The following is a 16,702-nucleotide window of genomic DNA, read 5'->3' on the forward strand; positions in this document are numbered from 1 at the left end:
GCATGGGTACCGAAATGCACCAGCAATGGGAGTACAAGACACTCGAACCGCCAAAGGGATTGACCAAGCGAGAGACAGTCGACCCAACGGACGAACTCAATCGCCTCGGTGCAGCGGGCTGGGAACTCACAGAGACGATCAGCTACGACGGTGGCGGCACGAAACTACTGCTGTTCAAACGCCCAATCGCTCATGAGTGAGCGCTCGACGGACAACACGCTACGTGAGCGAACGGACATCAACGAGTACTGGTTCTGGTTGCTGTTTGGAGCCAACCGGTGGGTCGTCGCCGGTGGGCTCGCCGTTCTGATCTTCCTCGTGTTCATGCTCTGGGGCGTGATGAAGCCGGTGTCGCTGCACTCGACCATGCAGTCGAGCGACATGGTCGAGACGGTATTCGCCGGTCTCGTCGGTGCGATCATCACGGGAACGACGCTCGTCGTCACGATCAATCAGCTCGTCCTCTCCCAGGAAATCGGCTCGCTCGGAAGCCAGCGTAGTCGGATGGACGTGACGATGGACTTCCGCCAGAACACCGACAGCCTCCTCGGAATGACGACGCCCGCCGACCCGGTGGCCTACCTCGATGCGCTTATCGAAACGAGCGAACAGCGAGCGAAGACACTGCGAGACACACTCTCGGAGACTGAAAACCAGGATCTCTACAGGAAGGTAGACGAGTACGTCGACGACCTGTTGGAGAACGCCGACCACGCACGCAACCAGCTCGAAGACACGGATTTCGGCACCTTCGACGTCGTATCGCCCGCACTCGATTACAACTACGATCGGAAGATGCACGACGTTCGCCGGCTCGGGTTGGAGTACGAAGACTCTCTCACCGACGAGGAACGAAGCGCGTTCAGAGAGTTGCTCGAGGTACTCACGATGTACGGGGTGGTCCGCGAGTACATCAAGGACCTCTACATCCAGTGGGCGCTGGTGAAACTCTCACGAGGTATCCTGTACGCCGCAGTAATTGCACTCACCGTCGCTGGGGGGATGGTCGTCTTCGTCGACCCGACGACGTTCCCCGGTACGTTCCTCGGCATCGAGAGCGTCCTCTGGGTCGTTAGCGCGGCGTTTGCCATCTCAGCGCTGCCGTTTCTCCTGTTCACGTCCTACATCCTGCGGCTCGCGACGCTCGCCAAACAGACCCTCTCGATGGGGCCGCTCATGCTTAGCTAGCCTCCTGTCGGGTTCAAACGCGTACTACGTAGGTCGCCCACGTAGTCCGCGAAGGAGTTTTCCCAGGAGTTCGAACGCACGAAGCACGCTCCGGATATCGTCGGCGACGCGAATGACGCGCCACAATCGTCTGAGTAACGCCATACGAGCTCCTTGGGACCGGATCACAATGAAACCCGTGGCTACTACGTTCGACGGTTGGAATATCCTGCGACTGTATTCAGCAAAACTCTCCGAAGAACGTATGCGACCCAGTATTAGGATTTCAATACAAGCGTTAAGGCTTACGAAGCTATGCCTGAGCTCTTGTAGATATTTGTTTATCTCAAACGGGTATGTCATGCGTAATATAACGTATTCACAAGAGGAGGAAAATTATCAATAGTTTGTGGTTGTCGAGCATTATTATAACGGCCAGAGACCGCATCAATCGCTTGGTAATCTGACGCCAGCTGACGGGTACTAAACTAGGCGGTGTCCGAACAGAAAACACACCGATGGAGCATCATGAGCTGGAGAAAGAAGAGTACAAACCCTCAGACGTGCCAATAGATTAGATTCAAACCGTGCACAATATCGATGGGCCCTGCCGGATTTGAACCGGCGAATCGCCCGGTGTCCCATTCCGATGGACGAAATGTCAACAATCGGAAATATGAGCCGGGTGCTGTAACCAGACTTAGCTAAAGGCCCTGTATACGGTGATTTTCACTCGGCCCTCTTTAGTTTGCCGGGAATGATCGTCGTCTGCACACCAACACCCAAACCCCTGTCACCCGACGGACCAGTATGTTCAGATTTGAGTACGACCCAGGGACCATCCGCTACGGCGAAAACTGCGTTGACCACCTTGGCGAAGAACTAGACGCACGGGGTGTCGAGCGAGCGCTCGTCGTCACGGGGACAACCGTCGGGACGACACCGGAGGTCATGGACCCCGTTCGGGAGGGACTCGGCGACCGACTCGTCGACGAGTTCGCGGAGACGACGCCGGAAAAGCGTCTGGAGACGGCCTTCGCGGGCGCCGACCGCGTCGCCGAGTGCGACGCCGACGCCCTCGTGGCGGTCGGCGGTGGCAGTAGCCTCGACATCGCCAAAATCATCGCCGTCATCGCCGACGCCGAGGTGTCCCACGAGGAACTCCGGGAGACCTTCGAGTCGAGTGGGTCGATTCCGGCCCCCGAGGGCGACCTCCGGCCGGTCGTTGCGGTGCCGACGACGCTCGCGGGAGCGGACCTCTCGATGATCGGCGGCATCACCACCCGCGCCGACGGCGAGTTGGTTCGCGGCGGCGTCTACGACGAGCGATTGATGCCCGCGGCGCTGTGTTACGACCCCGAGTTGTTCCGGACGACGCCGGACGGCGTGTTGTGTGCCTCGGCGATGAACGGCTTCGACAAGGCCGTCGAGACGGTGTACGCCAACACCGCGACGCCGATAACCGACGGGACAGCAGTTCGTGCCTTGCGATTGCTTTCCCGTGGTCTGCCGGCACTCGGGGCGGGCGACCGCGACGACGAGACACTCCACGACGCTGTCGTCGGGACGGTGCTGGCCCAGTACGGCTGTTCGCGTTCGGACGGGCTGACGCTGTCGTTGATTCACGCCTTCGGGCACGGCCTCGCCCGAGGGTACGACATCCAGCAGGGCGGCGCTCACGGCATCATCGCCCCCCACGCCCTCCGGTATCTGTTCGCGAAAGTCGATGGCGGCCGCGACCTGCTGGCGGAGGGCTTCGGCGTCGAAGCCGAAACGCCCGAGGCGACCGCCGAGGCCGTCGTCGAAGAAGTCGAAGCGATACGCGACGGCCTCGGACTGCCGACTCACCTGCGAGAAATCGACGATATGAGCGAGTCCGACCTCCCGGACATCGCCGAGGACGTACACACTGATGGGCTGATGCCGTACTGTCCCGAGGGATTTGACCCGACGGTCGGAGAGCTAGAAGCGGTGCTACGGGAGGCGTGGTGAGGAATCGAGAGAACGCTATTGGGACACGTTTTCGGAGAGAACCACGCCGCCGCCAGGTCTCGAACCTGGGACAACCTGGGTAACAACCAGGTGCTCTACCAACTGAGCTACGGCGGCACGTTGCAGTCGTTCATACCCGGATACGACAAATAGGGCTTTCGCTTCGCCCCGGCATCGACACGCTTTACCAGCCGACGGCGCAACCGCGAGTATGACATTCGAGTCGGTCGTCTCCGAGGTCCGCGACCGGGTCGTCCCCCGAGCCGAGGAACGCGAGGCCCTGGAGAGGGTCGTCGCCGACCTCACCGCTCGCGCCGAGGCCGCCATCGAGGACCTCCCCGTCGAGGCGGACACGCGGCTGGTCGGCTCGACCGCCCGGGGAACGTGGCTCGCCGGCGACCGCGACATCGACCTCTTCGTCCGGTTTCCGCCCGACCTCCCGCGTGAGGACCTCGAACGCTACGGGCTGGCAGTCGGCCACGAAGTCGTTCCGGAGGGCCACGAGGAGTTCGCCGAACACCCCTACGTCAAAGGCGAGTACCGCGGTTTCGACGTGGACTGTGTGCCCTGCTATGCCGTCGAGGACGCCGCGAACATCCGCTCGGCCGTCGACAGGACGCCGTTCCATACCGCGTATCTCGAGGGCCGAATCGATTCGCTGGCCGACGACGTTCGGCTGGCAAAGGCGTTTCTCGGGTCGGTTGGCGCCTACGGCAGTGACCTCCGAACCAAGGGGTTTTCGGGCTTTCTGACCGAACTGCTCGTCGTCGAGTACGGCGGCTTTCGGGAGCTGCTCGAAGCGGCCGCCGACTGGCACCCTCCGATTCACCTCGACCCCGAGGCCCACGGGACGAAATCCTTCGACGACCCGCTGGTCGTCATCGACCCAACCGACCCCGAGCGCAACGTCGCGGCGGTCTGTTCGGCCCGCAACGTCGGCCGACTGATTCACTACGCCCGCGAGATGCTTGCCGACCCCCGAATCGAACTGTTCGACTGGCGAGACCCCGAGCCCCTCTCGGCAGACGACATCCGAGACCACGTCGCCGACCGCGGAACGGTGCCCATCGCCGTTCGCTTCGAGACCCCGGATATCGTCGAGGACCAACTGTACCCCCAACTCGACAAGTCGTTATCGGGCATCGAAGGCGCCCTCGAACGGGCGGACTTCGCACCGCTCCGAAGCGCCCGGTTCGCCGACGAGACGGCTGTGCTCCTCGTCGAATGCGGCGTCGCCGAGTTGCCGGCCATCGAGCGCCACGATGGCCCACCGGTCGGCGTCCGCTCTCACGCCGAGGGCTTTCACGACGCCTACGCCGACGACGAGAGCGTTGCCGGCCCGTTCATCGACGATGACGGACGGTACGTCGTCGAACGCCCCCGAGACGCTCGAACGCCTGCCGAACTCGTCGACTCGAAACTGTTCGAGGTGTCGCTGGGGCCGCACGTCGAGTCGGCGCTGAAAAGCGACTACGACCTGCTGGCCGGCCGAGAAATCGCGGCACTGGCCGAGGAGTTCGGCACCGAGTTGGCGACGTACTTCGACCCGCGGCCCTGACGGCGCGTCGGCGTGCTACAGGTCGTGGGCGTCACGAACGTCGGCGAGCACTCGCTTGGCCTTCGAGAGGATTTCCCCCTCGGGTTCGACGGGTTGGCGGCCGTCGAACGTCTCGTGGACCATGCCCACCGAGTCGGACAGCGCATCGAGACCGTAGCCGCCTTCGAGGATGAACGCCAACGCGGCGTCGCTGTCCTCCGCGATACTCCGCACGCGGTCGGTGAGGACGCCGTACCCCTCCGTCGAGACGCGCATCCGCGAGATGGGGTCGTGTTGGTGGGCGTCGAACCCCGCACTGATGAGGAACAGGTCCGGGTCGAACCGTTCGAGCGCGGGCGCGAGTAGGTCGTCGACTGCGGTGGTGTACTCCACGTCGCCACAACCGCCAGGCAGCGGCGCGTTGAGAACCGTCTTCCGGGCGTTCGGGCCGCCCGTCTCCAGGATGTCGCCCGTCCCCGGGAACAGCCCGCGTTCGTGAAACGACGCGTAGAACACGTTCGGGTCGTCGTAGCAGATGTCCTGGGTGCCGTTGCCGTGGTGGACGTCCCAGTCGAAGATGGCGACGCGGTCGACGCCGTCGCGCTCCAGTGCTTGGTTGGCCGCGATGGCGGCGTTGTTGAAGAAACAGAACCCCATCGCCTCGTCGGTTTCCGCGTGGTGGCCCGGCGGTCGGCCGATGGAGAAGGGGGTCTGTCGGCCGTCGGCGCCGTCCAGCGCCTCCTCGGCGGCCCAACAGGCCAGTCCGGCAGACGCCCGCGCGGCGTCCCACGTCGCTTCGACGGCGACGGTGTCGGCGTCCCACGTTCCGCCACCGTCGGCACAGAACTCCTCGACGTCCGCAACGTAGTCGGGGTCGTGGACGGCTTCCAGCGCCGCTCGCTCCGCGAAACTGCCGTCGTCGTACTCCACACCGTGGCGTCGCTTCAGCCCGCGACGGATGGCCCGAAGCCGGTCGGCGGTCTCTGGGTGTCGTGAACCGGTGTCGTGGTCGAGGCAGCGGTCGCGGTAGCCGAACCTCATTCGAAGTAGGGCTGGAGTTCGTAGTAGGTCTCGACGTCCTCGGCCTTGATGGTTCGACGGTCTGCGTGGCGCGCGAGGATGGCGGCCGCGGCGGCGACGGTGTCGGCGTACGATTCGAGGATGCCGGCGAGTGCGATTCGTGCGTCCATCGACACCCGATACCGGTCGTCGATGTCGAGGCGCGCGATGCGGTCGATTGGCGCGACCGGCAACTCCAGGGTGTCCTTGTCGACGACCGGGGCATCGAAGTCCTCGGCCATCAGCGTCTTTCGACCGTCCTCCGTCGCCTGTTCGGCCGCCTCGACCGCCAACTCGGCGCCGCGGGACTGAACCCGACGCGCGAGCTCCTCGGCGGCTTCGGCGCTGACCCGCAGGTTCCCCGCGTTCCGGCGAATGACGGTATCGACCGGAGCGAACGGTAGCTCGACGCTCATACCCCACACGCGGGCCGAGTCGGCCTTAACTGTAACGCAGGCGGCGCGACCTCAGAATACGTCGTCGGCGACGAACCGTTCGCCGTCGCGTCGACCCCGAACCGTCACTTCCTGTCCGAGATGTACGTCGGCGTCGGTCTCGACGTGTAACGTCTCCTCGCCGCTGTCGAGGATGACCGGGTCACCCGGCTGGACGACGGTTCCGGTGAACGTCTCCTCGTCGCTATCGTCGGTTTCTTCGCCGTCGTCGGCATCGGCCTCCTCGGATTCGCCACTCGATGTGGGCTTCGAGCCGTTGGCGAACTCGTCGAGGCCGGCGGAGTCCCCGCCGCGGTCCGGTTCCGCACCGTCGATGACCGTCACCGTCGAGCGCCACCCGGCGGAGGCTTCGAGGTCGTCCTGCCAGCCCTCCTGTATCTCCACCTCGGCACAGAACACCTCGTCGCCGGGGCCGAGGTCGAGGTCGGCTTTGTCGCCCCACAGCGCCACGCGGATGTCGCCGGTCTGGTCTTGAACGCGAATGTTGCGGACCTGTCCCTCCGAGCCGTCGTCGCGGTCGAAGGTCCGCTTCGGGTCAGCCGAGCGAACCACGCCCGCGATGTCGGCCGTCTCGTCGAGTTCGAGGGCGTCTATGTCGGTCGCTTCGGGAACGAACTCGACGGTCTCTTCGAGTTCATCGACGGCACCGCGGTCGCCGACGTGCAGTTCCAGCGACCCGTCGCGCTCCCGGACGTAGCCGTCGACGACCTCGACGCTCTGGCCGGCTTCGAGTTCCTCGGCGCGGTCGGCTTGCTCGTCCCACAGCGTCACTCGCACCCGACCCGTCTCGTCACCCAGCGTCAGGTTCGACACCCGACCCTCCGAACCGTCGTCGCGGTCGAAGGTCCGAATCGAGTCGGTGTCGAGGACGACCCCCCGGAGGTTCACGTCCGATTGGCCGATAGTCAGCGAGTCGGCGGTCACTTCGCCGCCGACTTCCACGTCGACATCCGCGTCGGGTTCGCCCTCGACTCTGTCGGCGCTCACTTCGAGGCCGTTGTAGCCGTCCTTCGGCCGACCTTTCACGCGCAACACCTGCCCCGGTTCGAGTTCCTCCTCGCCCGCGACGGCGTCCTCGCCCCACAGCGCCACGCGAACCGACCCCGACTCGTCGGCCACGTCGATGTTGAGCACGTTGCCGTCCTCGTCCTCGCCGTCGCGTTCGAACGTCCGGAGGTCGCCGACGCTCGTCACTTTCGCGAGGAACTTCGCCTCCTCCATCCCGGGCTCGATGTCCGCGATAGTTTCGACTTCGCCGCCGTCGAGGTCGTGGGCGATGAGCATCGCGGCGGTCTCCTCGTCCGCCAATCCCCCCATTTGTTCGACCTTCTGTTCGACGGCCTCGCGGAACTCCTCTTTCTCGACGTCTGCGTCGAGTTCCGCATAAATATCGTCGATGGCGCCCATTGCTATGGAGGGCAAGTACGGCCACCCGAAAAGCGTTGTCGTTGTCGGTGCGACCGGCCGCTACGGCGTCGTTTCGACATAGCGTCGCTGGCCGCGGCTTCGGTCAAAAACCCTCGGTCGGTCGCTACCGGCGTCGGAGCGACCACTCGCCGTCCTCGAACTCCGCGACGGCGTCGAACAGCGACGACAGCGTCGCCACCTCGCGGGCGTCGTGGGCCGCGGGGTCCATATGGAAGTGTGCGACTGACTCGGCCGTCTTTACGCGGTTCGTCAGGACGTGGAGGAACCGGAAGGCTCGCTGGAGTTCGACGTACTGCAGTAGCGCGGTCAGCGAGTCGAACGTGACGACCGTGTTCGACCCGCCGTGCTTGGAGAGATACTCGCTGACCGTGATACCCAATCCCGTCAAATCGCTCGGGTTCTCGACGCAGGCGGCGGTGTTTGGACCGTAGGTGACCGAACCGCCGCTCGCCGCGGCCGCCGACCGCGTCGTCTCGTCGGTGCTGACGATGGTACACTGCCGGGGGCGGTCGCCGACGTACTGCTGCCACTCGTCGAGCCACTGGTCCGGCGAGCGCCGGTACTCGACGGCCAACACCTCCAACGCTGACGGCCGCTCCGGCAACAGCCCCTCGTAGTACGACCGGCGAGCAGCGCTGCTCATCGTCGGTGCAAGCACCAAGAGGTTCGACACCCCGTCGAGGTCCATCACGATATCCTCCCCCGAGGAGTTCCCCACTGCGTCGCCGGCCGACATTATATTCCTACTTATAATTCTGTTGTAATAAATATACGGGTAGATGACGGAGAACCGACTGGTCGTCGGATAGTACGTGGCTGTCGAATCGTAACCCCTATACGTCGAACCGGGGTAAGAACAGATGAGTCCGGGTAGGGTAGTGGACTATCCTCTTGGCTTGCGGAGCCAGGGACCGGCGTTCAAATCGCCGTCCGGACGTTCTTCACGTTTCACCCAATTTTTATAAACCAATGAGCGGCCAGTATCGCCGTGGCAACCGACTACCAACGTCGGACGGCAATAACTCGGCTTGACGTCTCGGCGAAACAGTCTACTCTACTCAGTGAGACGATAGCGGAGTGGCTGAAAGGTTGCCAACTGGCTGCTGATATCGGCTGGAGAAACGAGGTTCGCTCGAAGTCAGATTTACAGTCCATTGCCTACGATGAAATTCGTGAGAACACCGATTTGAAGAGCCAGCATGCGATTCTCGGCGTACATCAGGCAGCTGATGCACTTTCCAGCGTCGCCGAGCGGCGTGAGAGCGGACACGAAGTGTCGAAGCCGGTGTTCAGTTCACGTTCGATGCAGTTTGACGAGCGAACAATGACTGTTTTCGACGACGGTGAAGTGTCTCTGTCCACGGTGAGTAACCGTGTCCGTTGCAAACTGAGACTGCCATCAGAAACGGATGGGTATCAGCAGAAATTCCTGAACAGCGACGAGTGGGAACTCGCTACATCGACACTCAAACCCAGAGGCGGAGAGTACTACTTACACCTCGGGTTCCGAAAGCCAATAGATGAGAGTTCAGAGGAACCGACTCCCGAGAACAGGACAGTTCTCGGAGTCGACCTTGGCATAGAAAACATCGCGGTGACATCGACGGCTCACTTCGAAAGTGGCAATCGGCTTCGAGCGAAACACCGTCAATTCGAGCGAATACGTGGCGATATCCAACGAACAGGAACTCGTTCCGCCCATCTCACTCTCGAACAGCGCGAGCGAAGAGAAAAACGTTACACTCGAGACGAACTCCACAAGATTTCGAGAGCGATAGTGGAGGAAGCGTCGTCGTACGGATGTAACTGCATCGCACTCGAGGACTTAGAGTACATCCGCGAGAGCTTGCCGAGTGGAAAGGAGTTCCACCAATGGGCACACAGGAAGCTCGTTGAGTTCATTGAATACAAAGCCAACGAGGAAGGAATTTCTGTCGTCTTTGTCGACCCCGCCTACACGAGTCGTCAGTGTAGTGAATGCGGTCACGAGGCAGCCAAGAACCGGAAGACACGCCAGCACTTCCACTGTCAGAACTGCGGGTCGAAAGCAAACGCAGACTATAACGCAGCCAAGAATGTCGGACTTGCCGCTGTCCGTTGTGGTCAACAGCCGCCACAGCGGACGGGCCACGGCCAACTGGCCCTGAAGTCGGGGACTGTGACGCCGAATGAAGGATTCACACCCTACACCCCTTCTGCGGGGATTGAGGCAGAGGACACCGACAAGTCGCGTTGTTCGTAGTCGACAGTTGGTATCTCCGTCCGGACGTTTCTGTCGACGCTACACCGCGAGCGTTCACGCTGGAGTTTTGCCGACCCGTCTCCAAGTCAACGTATGGACCACCTCCGTGCCGGCGCGGCGTTGTTCAACGCCGGCCACTATCTCGCCGCTCACGAGCCGTGGGAACACCGGTGGCTGGAGGCACCCGCTGGCGAGCGCGACGACTGTCTGCAGGGGCTCGTACAGGCGACAGCGGCGACGCACAAGGCCCGAACCGGCAACTGGTCGGGGGCGGTCGGGTTGGCCGAAAGCGCCGTCGAGTACCTCGAGGGCTGTGGCCACGACGGGGTACGGGCGTGGCTTCGCGGCCTCGCCGCCGACCCCGAGTTGGGCGAGCGCGAGCGGCCGCCCCGAATCCACGTCGACGGCGAAGTCGTCACGGTGGGCGATTTACAGTTCCCCGCCGCCGGCATCGCCGCCGAGGCGCTCGCGGAAACACGCGGCGACGAACTCGTCGAGCGGGGGGTCGGCTACGCCGAGGCGGACATCGCCGACGGCAACGAAACGAGTCCGTTCGTGACGCTGACGCTGGATTACTTACGCGGTGGGTCACCGACGGCCCGAAAGCGTCTCGTCCAGCACGTCGAACGGCGGCAGGCTCGGGAGGCCGACGTGGACGGGCTCTTCGAGTGACTGACCCCGTAATCTAACCGTTCGGCCGCCGAGAGCGTAGCCATGCGAGGATTAGTCATCGGCCGGTTTCAGCCGTTCCACGAGGGGCACCGTCGGTTGGTCGAAGAAATCGCCGACGATGTCGAGGAAGTCGTCGTCGGCATCGGGAGCGCCGGCCAGTCGCACACGAAACGCAACCCGTTTACCTCCGGCGAGCGCGTCCAGATGGTCCAGAACGTCCTCGATGAGGTCGACGCCAAGACCTACCTCATCCCCATCGCCGACGTGGAGCGAAACGCCGTCTGGGTGAAACACATCGAGACGCTGTGTCCCCGCTTCGAGGTGGCGTACACGAACAATCCCTTCGTCGAACGACTCTTCGGGGAGGACGGCTACGAAGTCCGGGGGACGCCACTGCACAACCGCGAGGAGTTCTGTGGGTCGGAGATTCGACGACGAATACTGACCGGCGAGGAGTGGACCCACCTCGTTCCCGACCCGGTCGTCGCGGGTATCGAAGAGATAGACGGCATCGAGCGGTTGCGGAAAATCGAGTCGACGGACGACCCGGCGGAACGTGAGGGGTAGGGGCAGTCAGTTGCCGGTGTCGTCTTTCGGTTCGCCCTCGAAGGTGAACTCCGCGGAGTTGTCCCGCGGTTCGTAGCCGAGTACCTCCTTGGCGCGCTCGAGGGAGTAGTACTTCCGGTCGTTGTCGGAGATACCGTAGACGATTTCGTAGTCGTAGTCGGCCTGCAAGGCACAGTCGTGGATGTGCGCACAGTCCCGATAGGAGAGCCACATCGCCTGCCCGCGTTCGTACTCCTTCGGCGGGTGGTTCCGGGTGAGGTTGCCGATGCGGATGTTGCACACCGAGATGCCGTGTTCGTCGTGGTAGTAGCGACCGATGGTCTCGCCGGTGGCCTTCGAGATGCCGTAGAAGTTCCCGGGGCGGGGCAGTTCCGTCCCGTCGAGGCGGAACTCGTCGTCGGTCCGGTAGAGGTCGGGTTTGCGGTCGGTTTCGTAGTGGCCGACGGCGTGGTTCGAAGAGGCGAAGACGAACTTCTCGACGCCGGCGTCGATTGCGGCGTCGTACAGCACCTTCGTGCCGTGGATGTTGTTGTCGAGAACGGAGTCCCACGGCGCGTCGCGTCGGGGGTCGCCGGCGAGGTGGACGACGGCACTGACCCCCTCGCAGGCCTCGGCCATCAGTTCCTCGTCGGTCACGTCGCCGACGAGATACGGGTGGTCGGGGTCGAACGGCGGCGGGTTGTGAAACAGGTAGCGCCAGTCGTAGTCGTCGCCGAGGCCTTCCCGGATGGCCGTCCCGACTGCGCCCTTGGCTCCGGTGAGCAACACGGTGTCGTCCATTTACGAGATGGAAGGCGTGAGGCGGACAAGAAACGTGCGGTTCGTTCGTCGCCAGGTGGTCGGCCCGAATCAGTCAGCGGCAGCCGGCCCGTCGTCGAGCTTGACGAGTTCCTCGACATCGGGAATTTCGGCCTGTGCATCGGTGATGATGTCGATGCGGCGGGTGAGTTTGTCGCGAGCGTAGTTGACCAGCGGCATCGGGTCGATGATACTGTCGCCGACCGAGACGGTTTCGGCGACCATCGGCATCAACTCCATCAGCGTGTCCTGGACGACCGCTTCGTCGACGCCATCCTCGGCGAGGTGTTTCTGGACTTTCTGCATCCCGAAGCCGACGTGTCGGCCCTCGTCGGAGCGGATGTAGTTGATACCCTTCACGAGTCCTTCGAGGTGCGGCGTGTCGCGGTCCGGCGGCGTCAGCGGGTCGTCGTCCTCGGGGCCCATCGCCGACGTGATGCCGAAGTAGCCGGTCTGGGCGAGAATGCTCTCGACGACGAGGTGGTAGTGACAGTATGCCCGGACGCGGTTTTCGGGCGTGTCGTCGGTCAGAAGTGTCTCCATGGCTTCCTCGGTGCGGTCGAAGAGCTCGATGTAACCCTTTGGGAAAAACCGCTGGTCGGTGGGGGCGATTTTCTCCCAGCCACGCTCCTCGGCGACCGGATAGATGACCTCCCGCCAGTAGCGGTCGAAGAACTGGGTGTGTTTGGCCTCCTCGTAGATTTGGCTGGAGACGAACATCTGGTCGTTGATGTCTCCCAGCGCAATCATCAGCGGTGCGAGGTCCTCGGTAACCGCCTCCTCGCCTGCACCGAACAGCGCGAGATACTGCATCGTCTCGAAGAACTCCTGTTCGGTGGCGTCCATCTCGATGGCCCGCTTTCGGTCCTGTTCGATGAGGTCCTGTGAGATGTCCTCGTAGGGGTCCCAGTGGTTGTAGACGGCGTGTCGGAAGTAGCCGCCACCGACGGTGTCCTCGCTGATGCGCATCTCTCGGCTGTCGTCGCGAATCTGTGTCATGGACGGACACACCTACCGACTACTACAGAATCGTCCTGTTGCCTCGAATGCGGGGTGGTTTATGTTATTGGTCGACACGGACCAATCCATGCGTCGAACCCGGAGAAGACGCTACTGTCCCTCGAACTCTGGGTCCCGATTCTCCATGAACGCCGCGACGCCCTCGGCGAAGTCGTCGCTGTCTATCATCGTCTCCTGGGCCAGCGCCTCCTCTCGAAGTGTCTCCTCTAGAGAGCGCTGGTGGCTCCGGTAGACGAGTCGCTTGGCGGCACCGACGGCCATCGTCGGCCGGCCTGCGAGCGTCTCGACGCGCTCGGCAACGAACGAGTCGAGGTCCTCGGCCGACACGGTGTCGTTGGCGACGCCCAACTCGACGGCCTCCTCGGCGTCGATGCGGTCGCCAGTGATGACTAACTCGAGGGCCTTCCGGACGCCGACGAGGCGCGGCAGGACGTACGTCGCACCCGTGTCGGGCGCGAGGCCGATGTTGGTGAATCCCCACTCGAAGAAGGCATCGTCGGCGGCGTAGACGAAGTCACAGGCCGCCGCAATCGACCCGCCGGCGCCCACCGCCGGCCCGGGAACCTTCGCGACGGTCGGTTTCTCCATCCGGATCAGGCCACTGGCGATGGCGTTGAGTCCGTGTTCGAGTTCGGCGGCGGGACTGCCACCGCCCATGTCGCCGGCCAAATCGAGGCCGGAACAGAAGGCGTCACCCTCGCCAGTGACGACGACACAGCGAACCGAGTCGTCGTAGGCGGCGTCGTGGATGTGTTCGGCCATCTCCTTCGACGCCGGGGCGTCGACTGCGTTCTTTCGTTCAGGGTTCGATATCGTGATGGTCGCGACGGCACCGTCGCGGGTCAACTCGACGCTCATAGACGTTCCCCCGAGGCCAGTGACTTTACTCTGTGTATCGCGAGGGAGAGGGCTTATCGGCGCGACGCCCCTCGTGTTGGTATGGAATCCCGGACGGACGACGCCGAGGTCGACACCGACGCCCCGAGCGAGGGGCCGGGCGACGGCTGGGTCACCGTCCGCGGCGCGTTGGGCGGGCTCGCGTTGCTGTGGCTGTCGGCGATGTCCGGCTTCGGCGCGCTGCAGGCGGCGGTGTACGGCGTGCGGACCGACCCGCTTTTCGGCCTCGTCGCGGCCGGCGCCGTGGCGCTGTCGGCGCTGGCCGCCTACGGCTCGCTTCGCTCCTTTGGCCTGCGCTGAGACTACCCCTCCGAGGACATCCGGACGGTCAACACCGGCACGTCCGCGGTGCGAACGATGCGTTCGGTGACGCTTCCGAGCAGGTAGCGGTCCAGCCCGCTGCGGCCGTGTGTGCCCATCACGATGGCGTCGATGTCGGCCTCGTCGGCGTACCCGAGGATAGCCGTATGCGGCGCGCCCTCTTCGAGGTCGGTGACCACCGTGACGCCCGCTTCGTCGGCGCGGGCACGAATCTCTTCGAGGGCGTCCTCGCCGATTTTCCGAATCCGTGCTTCGACCTCGTCGTCCATCATCTCCGGTGCGTAGGGGATGTCCTCGACGACGAACAGGACGTGCAGTTCCGCGCCCGTCGCTTCGGCGAGTCCGATGGCCTCCTCGACTGCACGGTTGCTCGCGTCGCTGCCGTCGGTCGGAAGCAGAATCCGGTCGTACATGAGCGGAGTGTCGCCCCCGGGGTACAAAGAGATGCGGGGCGGCCGCCGTCTTCAATCGGCCAACAGCGCCGCGTGTTTCTCCCGTATCTTCTTCAGTTTCGGGTTGATGTTGACGACGCAGTAGGTGCTGTTGGGGTTCTTTTCGAAGTAGTCCTGATGGTACTCCTCGGCGCGATAGAACGCCTCCAGCGGTTCGACCTCCGTGACGATGTCGTCGTCGTACAGCGGCTCGAGGTCCTCGATGACAGCCTCGACGGTGTCGCGTTGTGCGTCGTCGTGGTAGAACACCGCCGACCGGTACTGCGTGCCGATGTCGGGGCCCTGTCGGTTCAGCGAGGTGGGGTCGTGGATGGTGAAGAACACCTCCAGTAAGTCCCGATAAGAGATTGTTTCGGGGTCGAACTCGACCTGGACTGCCTCGGCGTGACCCGTCTCCTCCCGACAGACGGCCTCGTAGGAGGGGTCCTCGACGTGGCCGCCGGCGTAGCCGGAGACGACCGACTCCACCCCGTCGAGTTCCTTCAGCGCGGCCTCGATGCACCAGAAACAGCCGCCTGCGAGCGTCGCGGTCTCTGTCATAGTTCTCGATAGGGGTTCGAGATGCTTCAATTGGTGGTCGGCGGGGATTCAGTCGTCCGACCCCCCGACCTGTTCGTGTTTGTGCAACAGCGCCATCCGCTCTTTGAGGTCGATGCCCTTCTTGTCGTAGGCGCGGATGCGGTAGAAGTACAGCGCGGCCGACAGCACCATCCACGCGAGGACGACGGCGAACGCCGAGGGCGCACTGGAGACGACGAGGACGGTGAAAGCCACCGAGACGACGACGTTGCCGACGGCGACGATTCGGAGGACGGGCATCGGCAGCTTGTAGATGGAGTACTCGTAGCGCTGGGGGAACACCTTCGGGAGGTTCCACAGCGCGACGCCGCCGATGGCGAAGGCGATGAAGATGCCGGTGACCACGACGACGACGAGCCAATCGAGCACGTCCGGCGGCGTGATGGCGTCGAGTTGGCCGACGAACGGCGCCGCGAGCAGTGGCGGAATGCCGAACAGCAGGATGGCACGGTGCGGCGTGTTGTAGTCGTCGTGGACCGACGCGAACACGTCGGGGACGACCTCGTCGCGGGCAGCCCGCATCACGGTCCGGGAGTAGGAGGTAAACAGCGTGTTGACGGTCGTCGCGGCGGCGATGAGCGCCGAGACGCCGACGACCAGCAGTATCGGCGTCGGGAGGACACCCGTCGCGACCGCGGCGAGGCCGCCCTCGACTGGTTCACCGCCGAGTTGCCCCGAGACGGTCATGTTCTCCAGCGGAATCGCGCCGATGAGCGTGAACACGATGGCTATCGAGAGCACCGTCACGATGGCCATCCCGATGGCGAGGACCCGAGGGATGTTCTCGACGGGGTTTTCGAGTTCCTCGCCGATTTCGATTATCATGCCGAACCCCTGGAAGGGGATGTACAGCGTGACCACGGCCAACAGGAAGGGGGCGAAACTGTCGGCGAACGGTTGGCCCTCACCGGCGGGGAACAGCGGCGTGTAGTTCGCGGTGTCGACGTGCGGAATCCCGCTGACGACGAAGGCGACCATCCCGAGGATGAGCGCGATGACGAACGCGATCTGGACCTTCGTGACGATCTGGACGCCGACGTAGTTCAACACGAGAAACAGGCCGAGCAGCCCCCACACCGCGGCGACGGTGGGGACCGACCCCATACCTAAGGTGTCCAGCAAGCCGTTGAGGTAATCCGAAAAGCCGACGGCGGCAAAGAGGAGATACGACCAGACGGCGAGGACGGGCACCGAGACGCCGAGCATCCCCCAGAAGGGACCGACCAGCCGCGAGCCGTAGACGTAGATGCCGCCGGCGACGGGAATCGCCCCGCCGAGTTGTAACAGCAACAGTACCCCGAGCACCATCGGGACAATCGAGACGAGAATCGCGACAGTGATACTCGGGCCGGCCGCGGCGGCCATCTGCGTCGGGACGATGAAGATGCTCATGCCCAGCGCCGTCCCGACCAAGAGTGCGACCGCGCCCCAGAGTCCGACCTGTTCGTCTATCAGTTTGTATTCGTCGGCTGACATCGTGGTGTGCCGGACCGTACCACGCAATCGTCTTTAGTGT

General features: G+C 63.6%; 19 protein-coding genes and 3 tRNA genes. 10 read left to right on the forward strand and 12 right to left on the reverse strand.

The window, feature by feature from the left end; genetic code table 11:
* The first annotated feature begins 2 nt into the window (after positions 1–2).
* The 3 genes from HWX69_RS01635 to HWX69_RS18420 all read left to right on the forward strand — a co-directional run bounded on the left by HWX69_RS01635 (position 3) and on the right by HWX69_RS18420 (position 1,654).
* Entirely contained in the window at positions 3–200 is a 198-nt protein-coding gene (locus HWX69_RS01635) for a DUF4177 domain-containing protein (RefSeq protein ID WP_348642965.1), read from the forward strand.
* Complete coding sequence (locus tag HWX69_RS01640; protein WP_178915329.1) at positions 193–1,188, forward strand: hypothetical protein; 996 nt, start codon at positions 193–195, stop codon at positions 1,186–1,188. The genes HWX69_RS01635 and HWX69_RS01640 overlap by 8 nt, the downstream gene beginning before the upstream one ends.
* Positions 1,189–1,576: 388 nt before the next feature.
* Positions 1,577–1,654, forward strand: a complete 78-nt coding sequence (locus tag HWX69_RS18420; RefSeq protein WP_394353431.1) for an integrase core domain-containing protein — start codon at positions 1,577–1,579, stop codon at positions 1,652–1,654.
* 114 nt (positions 1,655–1,768) lie between these two features.
* On the opposite strand, the gene HWX69_RS01645 is transcribed toward HWX69_RS18420, so the two are convergent.
* Positions 1,769–1,881 (reverse strand) — tRNA-Ile (locus HWX69_RS01645).
* A 96-nt stretch (positions 1,882–1,977) separates the two neighbouring features.
* Between HWX69_RS01645 and HWX69_RS01650 the strand changes: the two genes are divergently transcribed.
* On the forward strand, positions 1,978–3,159 hold the full coding sequence (locus tag HWX69_RS01650; RefSeq protein WP_178915330.1) for an iron-containing alcohol dehydrogenase family protein: 1,182 nt from the start codon (positions 1,978–1,980) through the stop codon (positions 3,157–3,159).
* 44 nt (positions 3,160–3,203) lie between these two features.
* On the opposite strand, the gene HWX69_RS01655 is transcribed toward HWX69_RS01650, so the two are convergent.
* A tRNA-Asn gene (locus HWX69_RS01655) sits at positions 3,204–3,276 on the reverse strand.
* Between the two features lie 94 nt (positions 3,277–3,370).
* Between HWX69_RS01655 and cca the strand changes: the two genes are divergently transcribed.
* Entirely contained in the window at positions 3,371–4,717 is a 1,347-nt protein-coding gene (gene cca / locus HWX69_RS01660) for a CCA tRNA nucleotidyltransferase (protein WP_178915331.1), read from the forward strand.
* Positions 4,718–4,732: 15 nt separating this feature from the next.
* Here the strand turns inward: cca and HWX69_RS01665 are convergent, their stop codons facing one another.
* From HWX69_RS01665 to HWX69_RS01680, 4 genes are all read right to left on the reverse strand, one after another.
* The gene (locus HWX69_RS01665; protein WP_178915332.1) at positions 4,733–5,737 is read right to left on the reverse strand and encodes a histone deacetylase family protein; all 1,005 of its coding nucleotides are present in this window, start codon (positions 5,735–5,737) and stop codon (positions 4,733–4,735) included.
* Positions 5,734–6,171, reverse strand: coding sequence for a histone (locus HWX69_RS01670; protein WP_178915333.1), 438 nt, complete (start codon positions 6,169–6,171; stop codon positions 5,734–5,736). The genes HWX69_RS01665 and HWX69_RS01670 overlap by 4 nt, the downstream gene beginning before the upstream one ends.
* A 51-nt stretch (positions 6,172–6,222) precedes the next feature.
* A complete protein-coding gene (locus HWX69_RS01675) occupies positions 6,223–7,617 on the reverse strand; it encodes a single-stranded DNA binding protein (RefSeq protein ID WP_178915334.1) in 1,395 nt (464 codons plus the stop codon).
* 124 nt (positions 7,618–7,741) lie between these two features.
* Positions 7,742–8,374 carry a DUF7504 family protein gene (locus tag HWX69_RS01680; RefSeq protein ID WP_178915335.1) on the reverse strand — a complete coding sequence of 211 codons (633 nt, stop codon included), beginning with the start codon at positions 8,372–8,374 and terminating at the stop codon, positions 7,742–7,744.
* Between the two features lie 128 nt (positions 8,375–8,502).
* On the opposite strand from HWX69_RS01680, the gene HWX69_RS01685 reads away from it, so the two are divergent.
* From HWX69_RS01685 to HWX69_RS01700, 4 genes are all read left to right on the forward strand, one after another.
* Positions 8,503–8,575: transfer RNA gene (locus tag HWX69_RS01685), tRNA-Arg, on the forward strand.
* Between the two features lie 51 nt (positions 8,576–8,626).
* A complete protein-coding gene (locus HWX69_RS01690) occupies positions 8,627–9,880 on the forward strand; it encodes an RNA-guided endonuclease TnpB family protein (RefSeq protein WP_178915336.1) in 1,254 nt (417 codons plus the stop codon).
* A 93-nt stretch (positions 9,881–9,973) separates the two neighbouring features.
* Complete coding sequence (locus tag HWX69_RS01695) at positions 9,974–10,552, forward strand: DUF309 domain-containing protein (RefSeq protein ID WP_178915337.1); 579 nt, start codon at positions 9,974–9,976, stop codon at positions 10,550–10,552.
* A 42-nt stretch (positions 10,553–10,594) separates the two neighbouring features.
* Positions 10,595–11,119, forward strand: coding sequence for a nicotinamide-nucleotide adenylyltransferase (locus tag HWX69_RS01700; protein ID WP_178915338.1), 525 nt, complete (start codon positions 10,595–10,597; stop codon positions 11,117–11,119).
* A 6-nt stretch (positions 11,120–11,125) separates the two neighbouring features.
* Here the strand turns inward: HWX69_RS01700 and azf are convergent, their stop codons facing one another.
* From azf to HWX69_RS01715, 3 genes are all read right to left on the reverse strand, one after another.
* Positions 11,126–11,899: an NAD-dependent glucose-6-phosphate dehydrogenase Azf gene (gene azf, locus HWX69_RS01705; protein WP_178915339.1), complete on the reverse strand. Its 774-nt coding sequence runs from the start codon at positions 11,897–11,899 to the stop codon at positions 11,126–11,128.
* Positions 11,900–11,968: 69 nt separating this feature from the next.
* Positions 11,969–12,916 carry a ferritin family protein gene (locus HWX69_RS01710; protein WP_246286393.1) on the reverse strand — a complete coding sequence of 316 codons (948 nt, stop codon included), beginning with the start codon at positions 12,914–12,916 and terminating at the stop codon, positions 11,969–11,971.
* 111 nt (positions 12,917–13,027) lie between these two features.
* Positions 13,028–13,795: an enoyl-CoA hydratase/isomerase family protein gene (locus HWX69_RS01715; protein ID WP_178915340.1), complete on the reverse strand. Its 768-nt coding sequence runs from the start codon at positions 13,793–13,795 to the stop codon at positions 13,028–13,030.
* Positions 13,796–13,876: 81 nt separating this feature from the next.
* Between HWX69_RS01715 and HWX69_RS01720 the strand changes: the two genes are divergently transcribed.
* The gene (locus HWX69_RS01720) at positions 13,877–14,134 is read left to right on the forward strand and encodes a hypothetical protein (RefSeq protein WP_178915341.1); all 258 of its coding nucleotides are present in this window, start codon (positions 13,877–13,879) and stop codon (positions 14,132–14,134) included.
* A 2-nt stretch (positions 14,135–14,136) separates the two neighbouring features.
* Here HWX69_RS01720 and HWX69_RS01725 read toward each other — a convergent pair whose 3' ends face one another.
* Genes HWX69_RS01725 through HWX69_RS01735 form a run of 3 tightly spaced genes read right to left on the reverse strand, consistent with a single transcriptional unit; the run spans position 14,137 to position 16,662 of the window.
* Positions 14,137–14,568: a universal stress protein gene (locus HWX69_RS01725; protein WP_178915342.1), complete on the reverse strand. Its 432-nt coding sequence runs from the start codon at positions 14,566–14,568 to the stop codon at positions 14,137–14,139.
* Between the two features lie 51 nt (positions 14,569–14,619).
* A complete protein-coding gene (gene msrA, locus HWX69_RS01730; RefSeq protein ID WP_178915343.1) occupies positions 14,620–15,147 on the reverse strand; it encodes a peptide-methionine (S)-S-oxide reductase MsrA in 528 nt (175 codons plus the stop codon).
* A gap of 48 nt (positions 15,148–15,195) precedes the next feature.
* Positions 15,196–16,662, reverse strand: a complete 1,467-nt coding sequence (locus HWX69_RS01735) for an APC family permease (protein WP_178915344.1) — start codon at positions 16,660–16,662, stop codon at positions 15,196–15,198.
* Positions 16,663–16,702 lie beyond the last annotated feature (40 nt).

The organism is Natronomonas gomsonensis, assembly GCF_013391635.1.
In the GTDB taxonomy this organism is placed as follows: Archaea; Halobacteriota; Halobacteria; order Halobacteriales; family Haloarculaceae; genus Natronomonas; species Natronomonas gomsonensis_A.

Coding starts and splice junctions, on each gene's coding strand:
- HWX69_RS01635 (WP_348642965.1), top strand. CDS start 3: ATGGGTACCGAAATGCACCAGCAATGGGAGTACAAGACACTCGAACCG.
- HWX69_RS01640 (WP_178915329.1), top strand. CDS start 193: ATGAGTGAGCGCTCGACGGACAACACGCTACGTGAGCGAACGGACATC.
- HWX69_RS01650 (WP_178915330.1), top strand. CDS start 1,978: ATGTTCAGATTTGAGTACGACCCAGGGACCATCCGCTACGGCGAAAAC.
- cca (WP_178915331.1), top strand. CDS start 3,371: ATGACATTCGAGTCGGTCGTCTCCGAGGTCCGCGACCGGGTCGTCCCC.
- HWX69_RS01665 (WP_178915332.1), bottom strand. CDS start 5,737: ATGAGGTTCGGCTACCGCGACCGCTGCCTCGACCACGACACCGGTTCA.
- HWX69_RS01670 (WP_178915333.1), bottom strand. CDS start 6,171: ATGAGCGTCGAGCTACCGTTCGCTCCGGTCGATACCGTCATTCGCCGG.
- HWX69_RS01675 (WP_178915334.1), bottom strand. CDS start 7,617: ATGGGCGCCATCGACGATATTTATGCGGAACTCGACGCAGACGTCGAG.
- HWX69_RS01680 (WP_178915335.1), bottom strand. CDS start 8,374: ATGTCGGCCGGCGACGCAGTGGGGAACTCCTCGGGGGAGGATATCGTG.
- HWX69_RS01695 (WP_178915337.1), top strand. CDS start 9,974: ATGGACCACCTCCGTGCCGGCGCGGCGTTGTTCAACGCCGGCCACTAT.
- HWX69_RS01700 (WP_178915338.1), top strand. CDS start 10,595: ATGCGAGGATTAGTCATCGGCCGGTTTCAGCCGTTCCACGAGGGGCAC.
- azf (WP_178915339.1), bottom strand. CDS start 11,899: ATGGACGACACCGTGTTGCTCACCGGAGCCAAGGGCGCAGTCGGGACG.
- HWX69_RS01710 (WP_246286393.1), bottom strand. CDS start 12,916: ATGACACAGATTCGCGACGACAGCCGAGAGATGCGCATCAGCGAGGAC.
- HWX69_RS01715 (WP_178915340.1), bottom strand. CDS start 13,795: ATGAGCGTCGAGTTGACCCGCGACGGTGCCGTCGCGACCATCACGATA.
- HWX69_RS01720 (WP_178915341.1), top strand. CDS start 13,877: ATGGAATCCCGGACGGACGACGCCGAGGTCGACACCGACGCCCCGAGC.
- HWX69_RS01725 (WP_178915342.1), bottom strand. CDS start 14,568: ATGTACGACCGGATTCTGCTTCCGACCGACGGCAGCGACGCGAGCAAC.
- msrA (WP_178915343.1), bottom strand. CDS start 15,147: ATGACAGAGACCGCGACGCTCGCAGGCGGCTGTTTCTGGTGCATCGAG.
- HWX69_RS01735 (WP_178915344.1), bottom strand. CDS start 16,662: ATGTCAGCCGACGAATACAAACTGATAGACGAACAGGTCGGACTCTGG.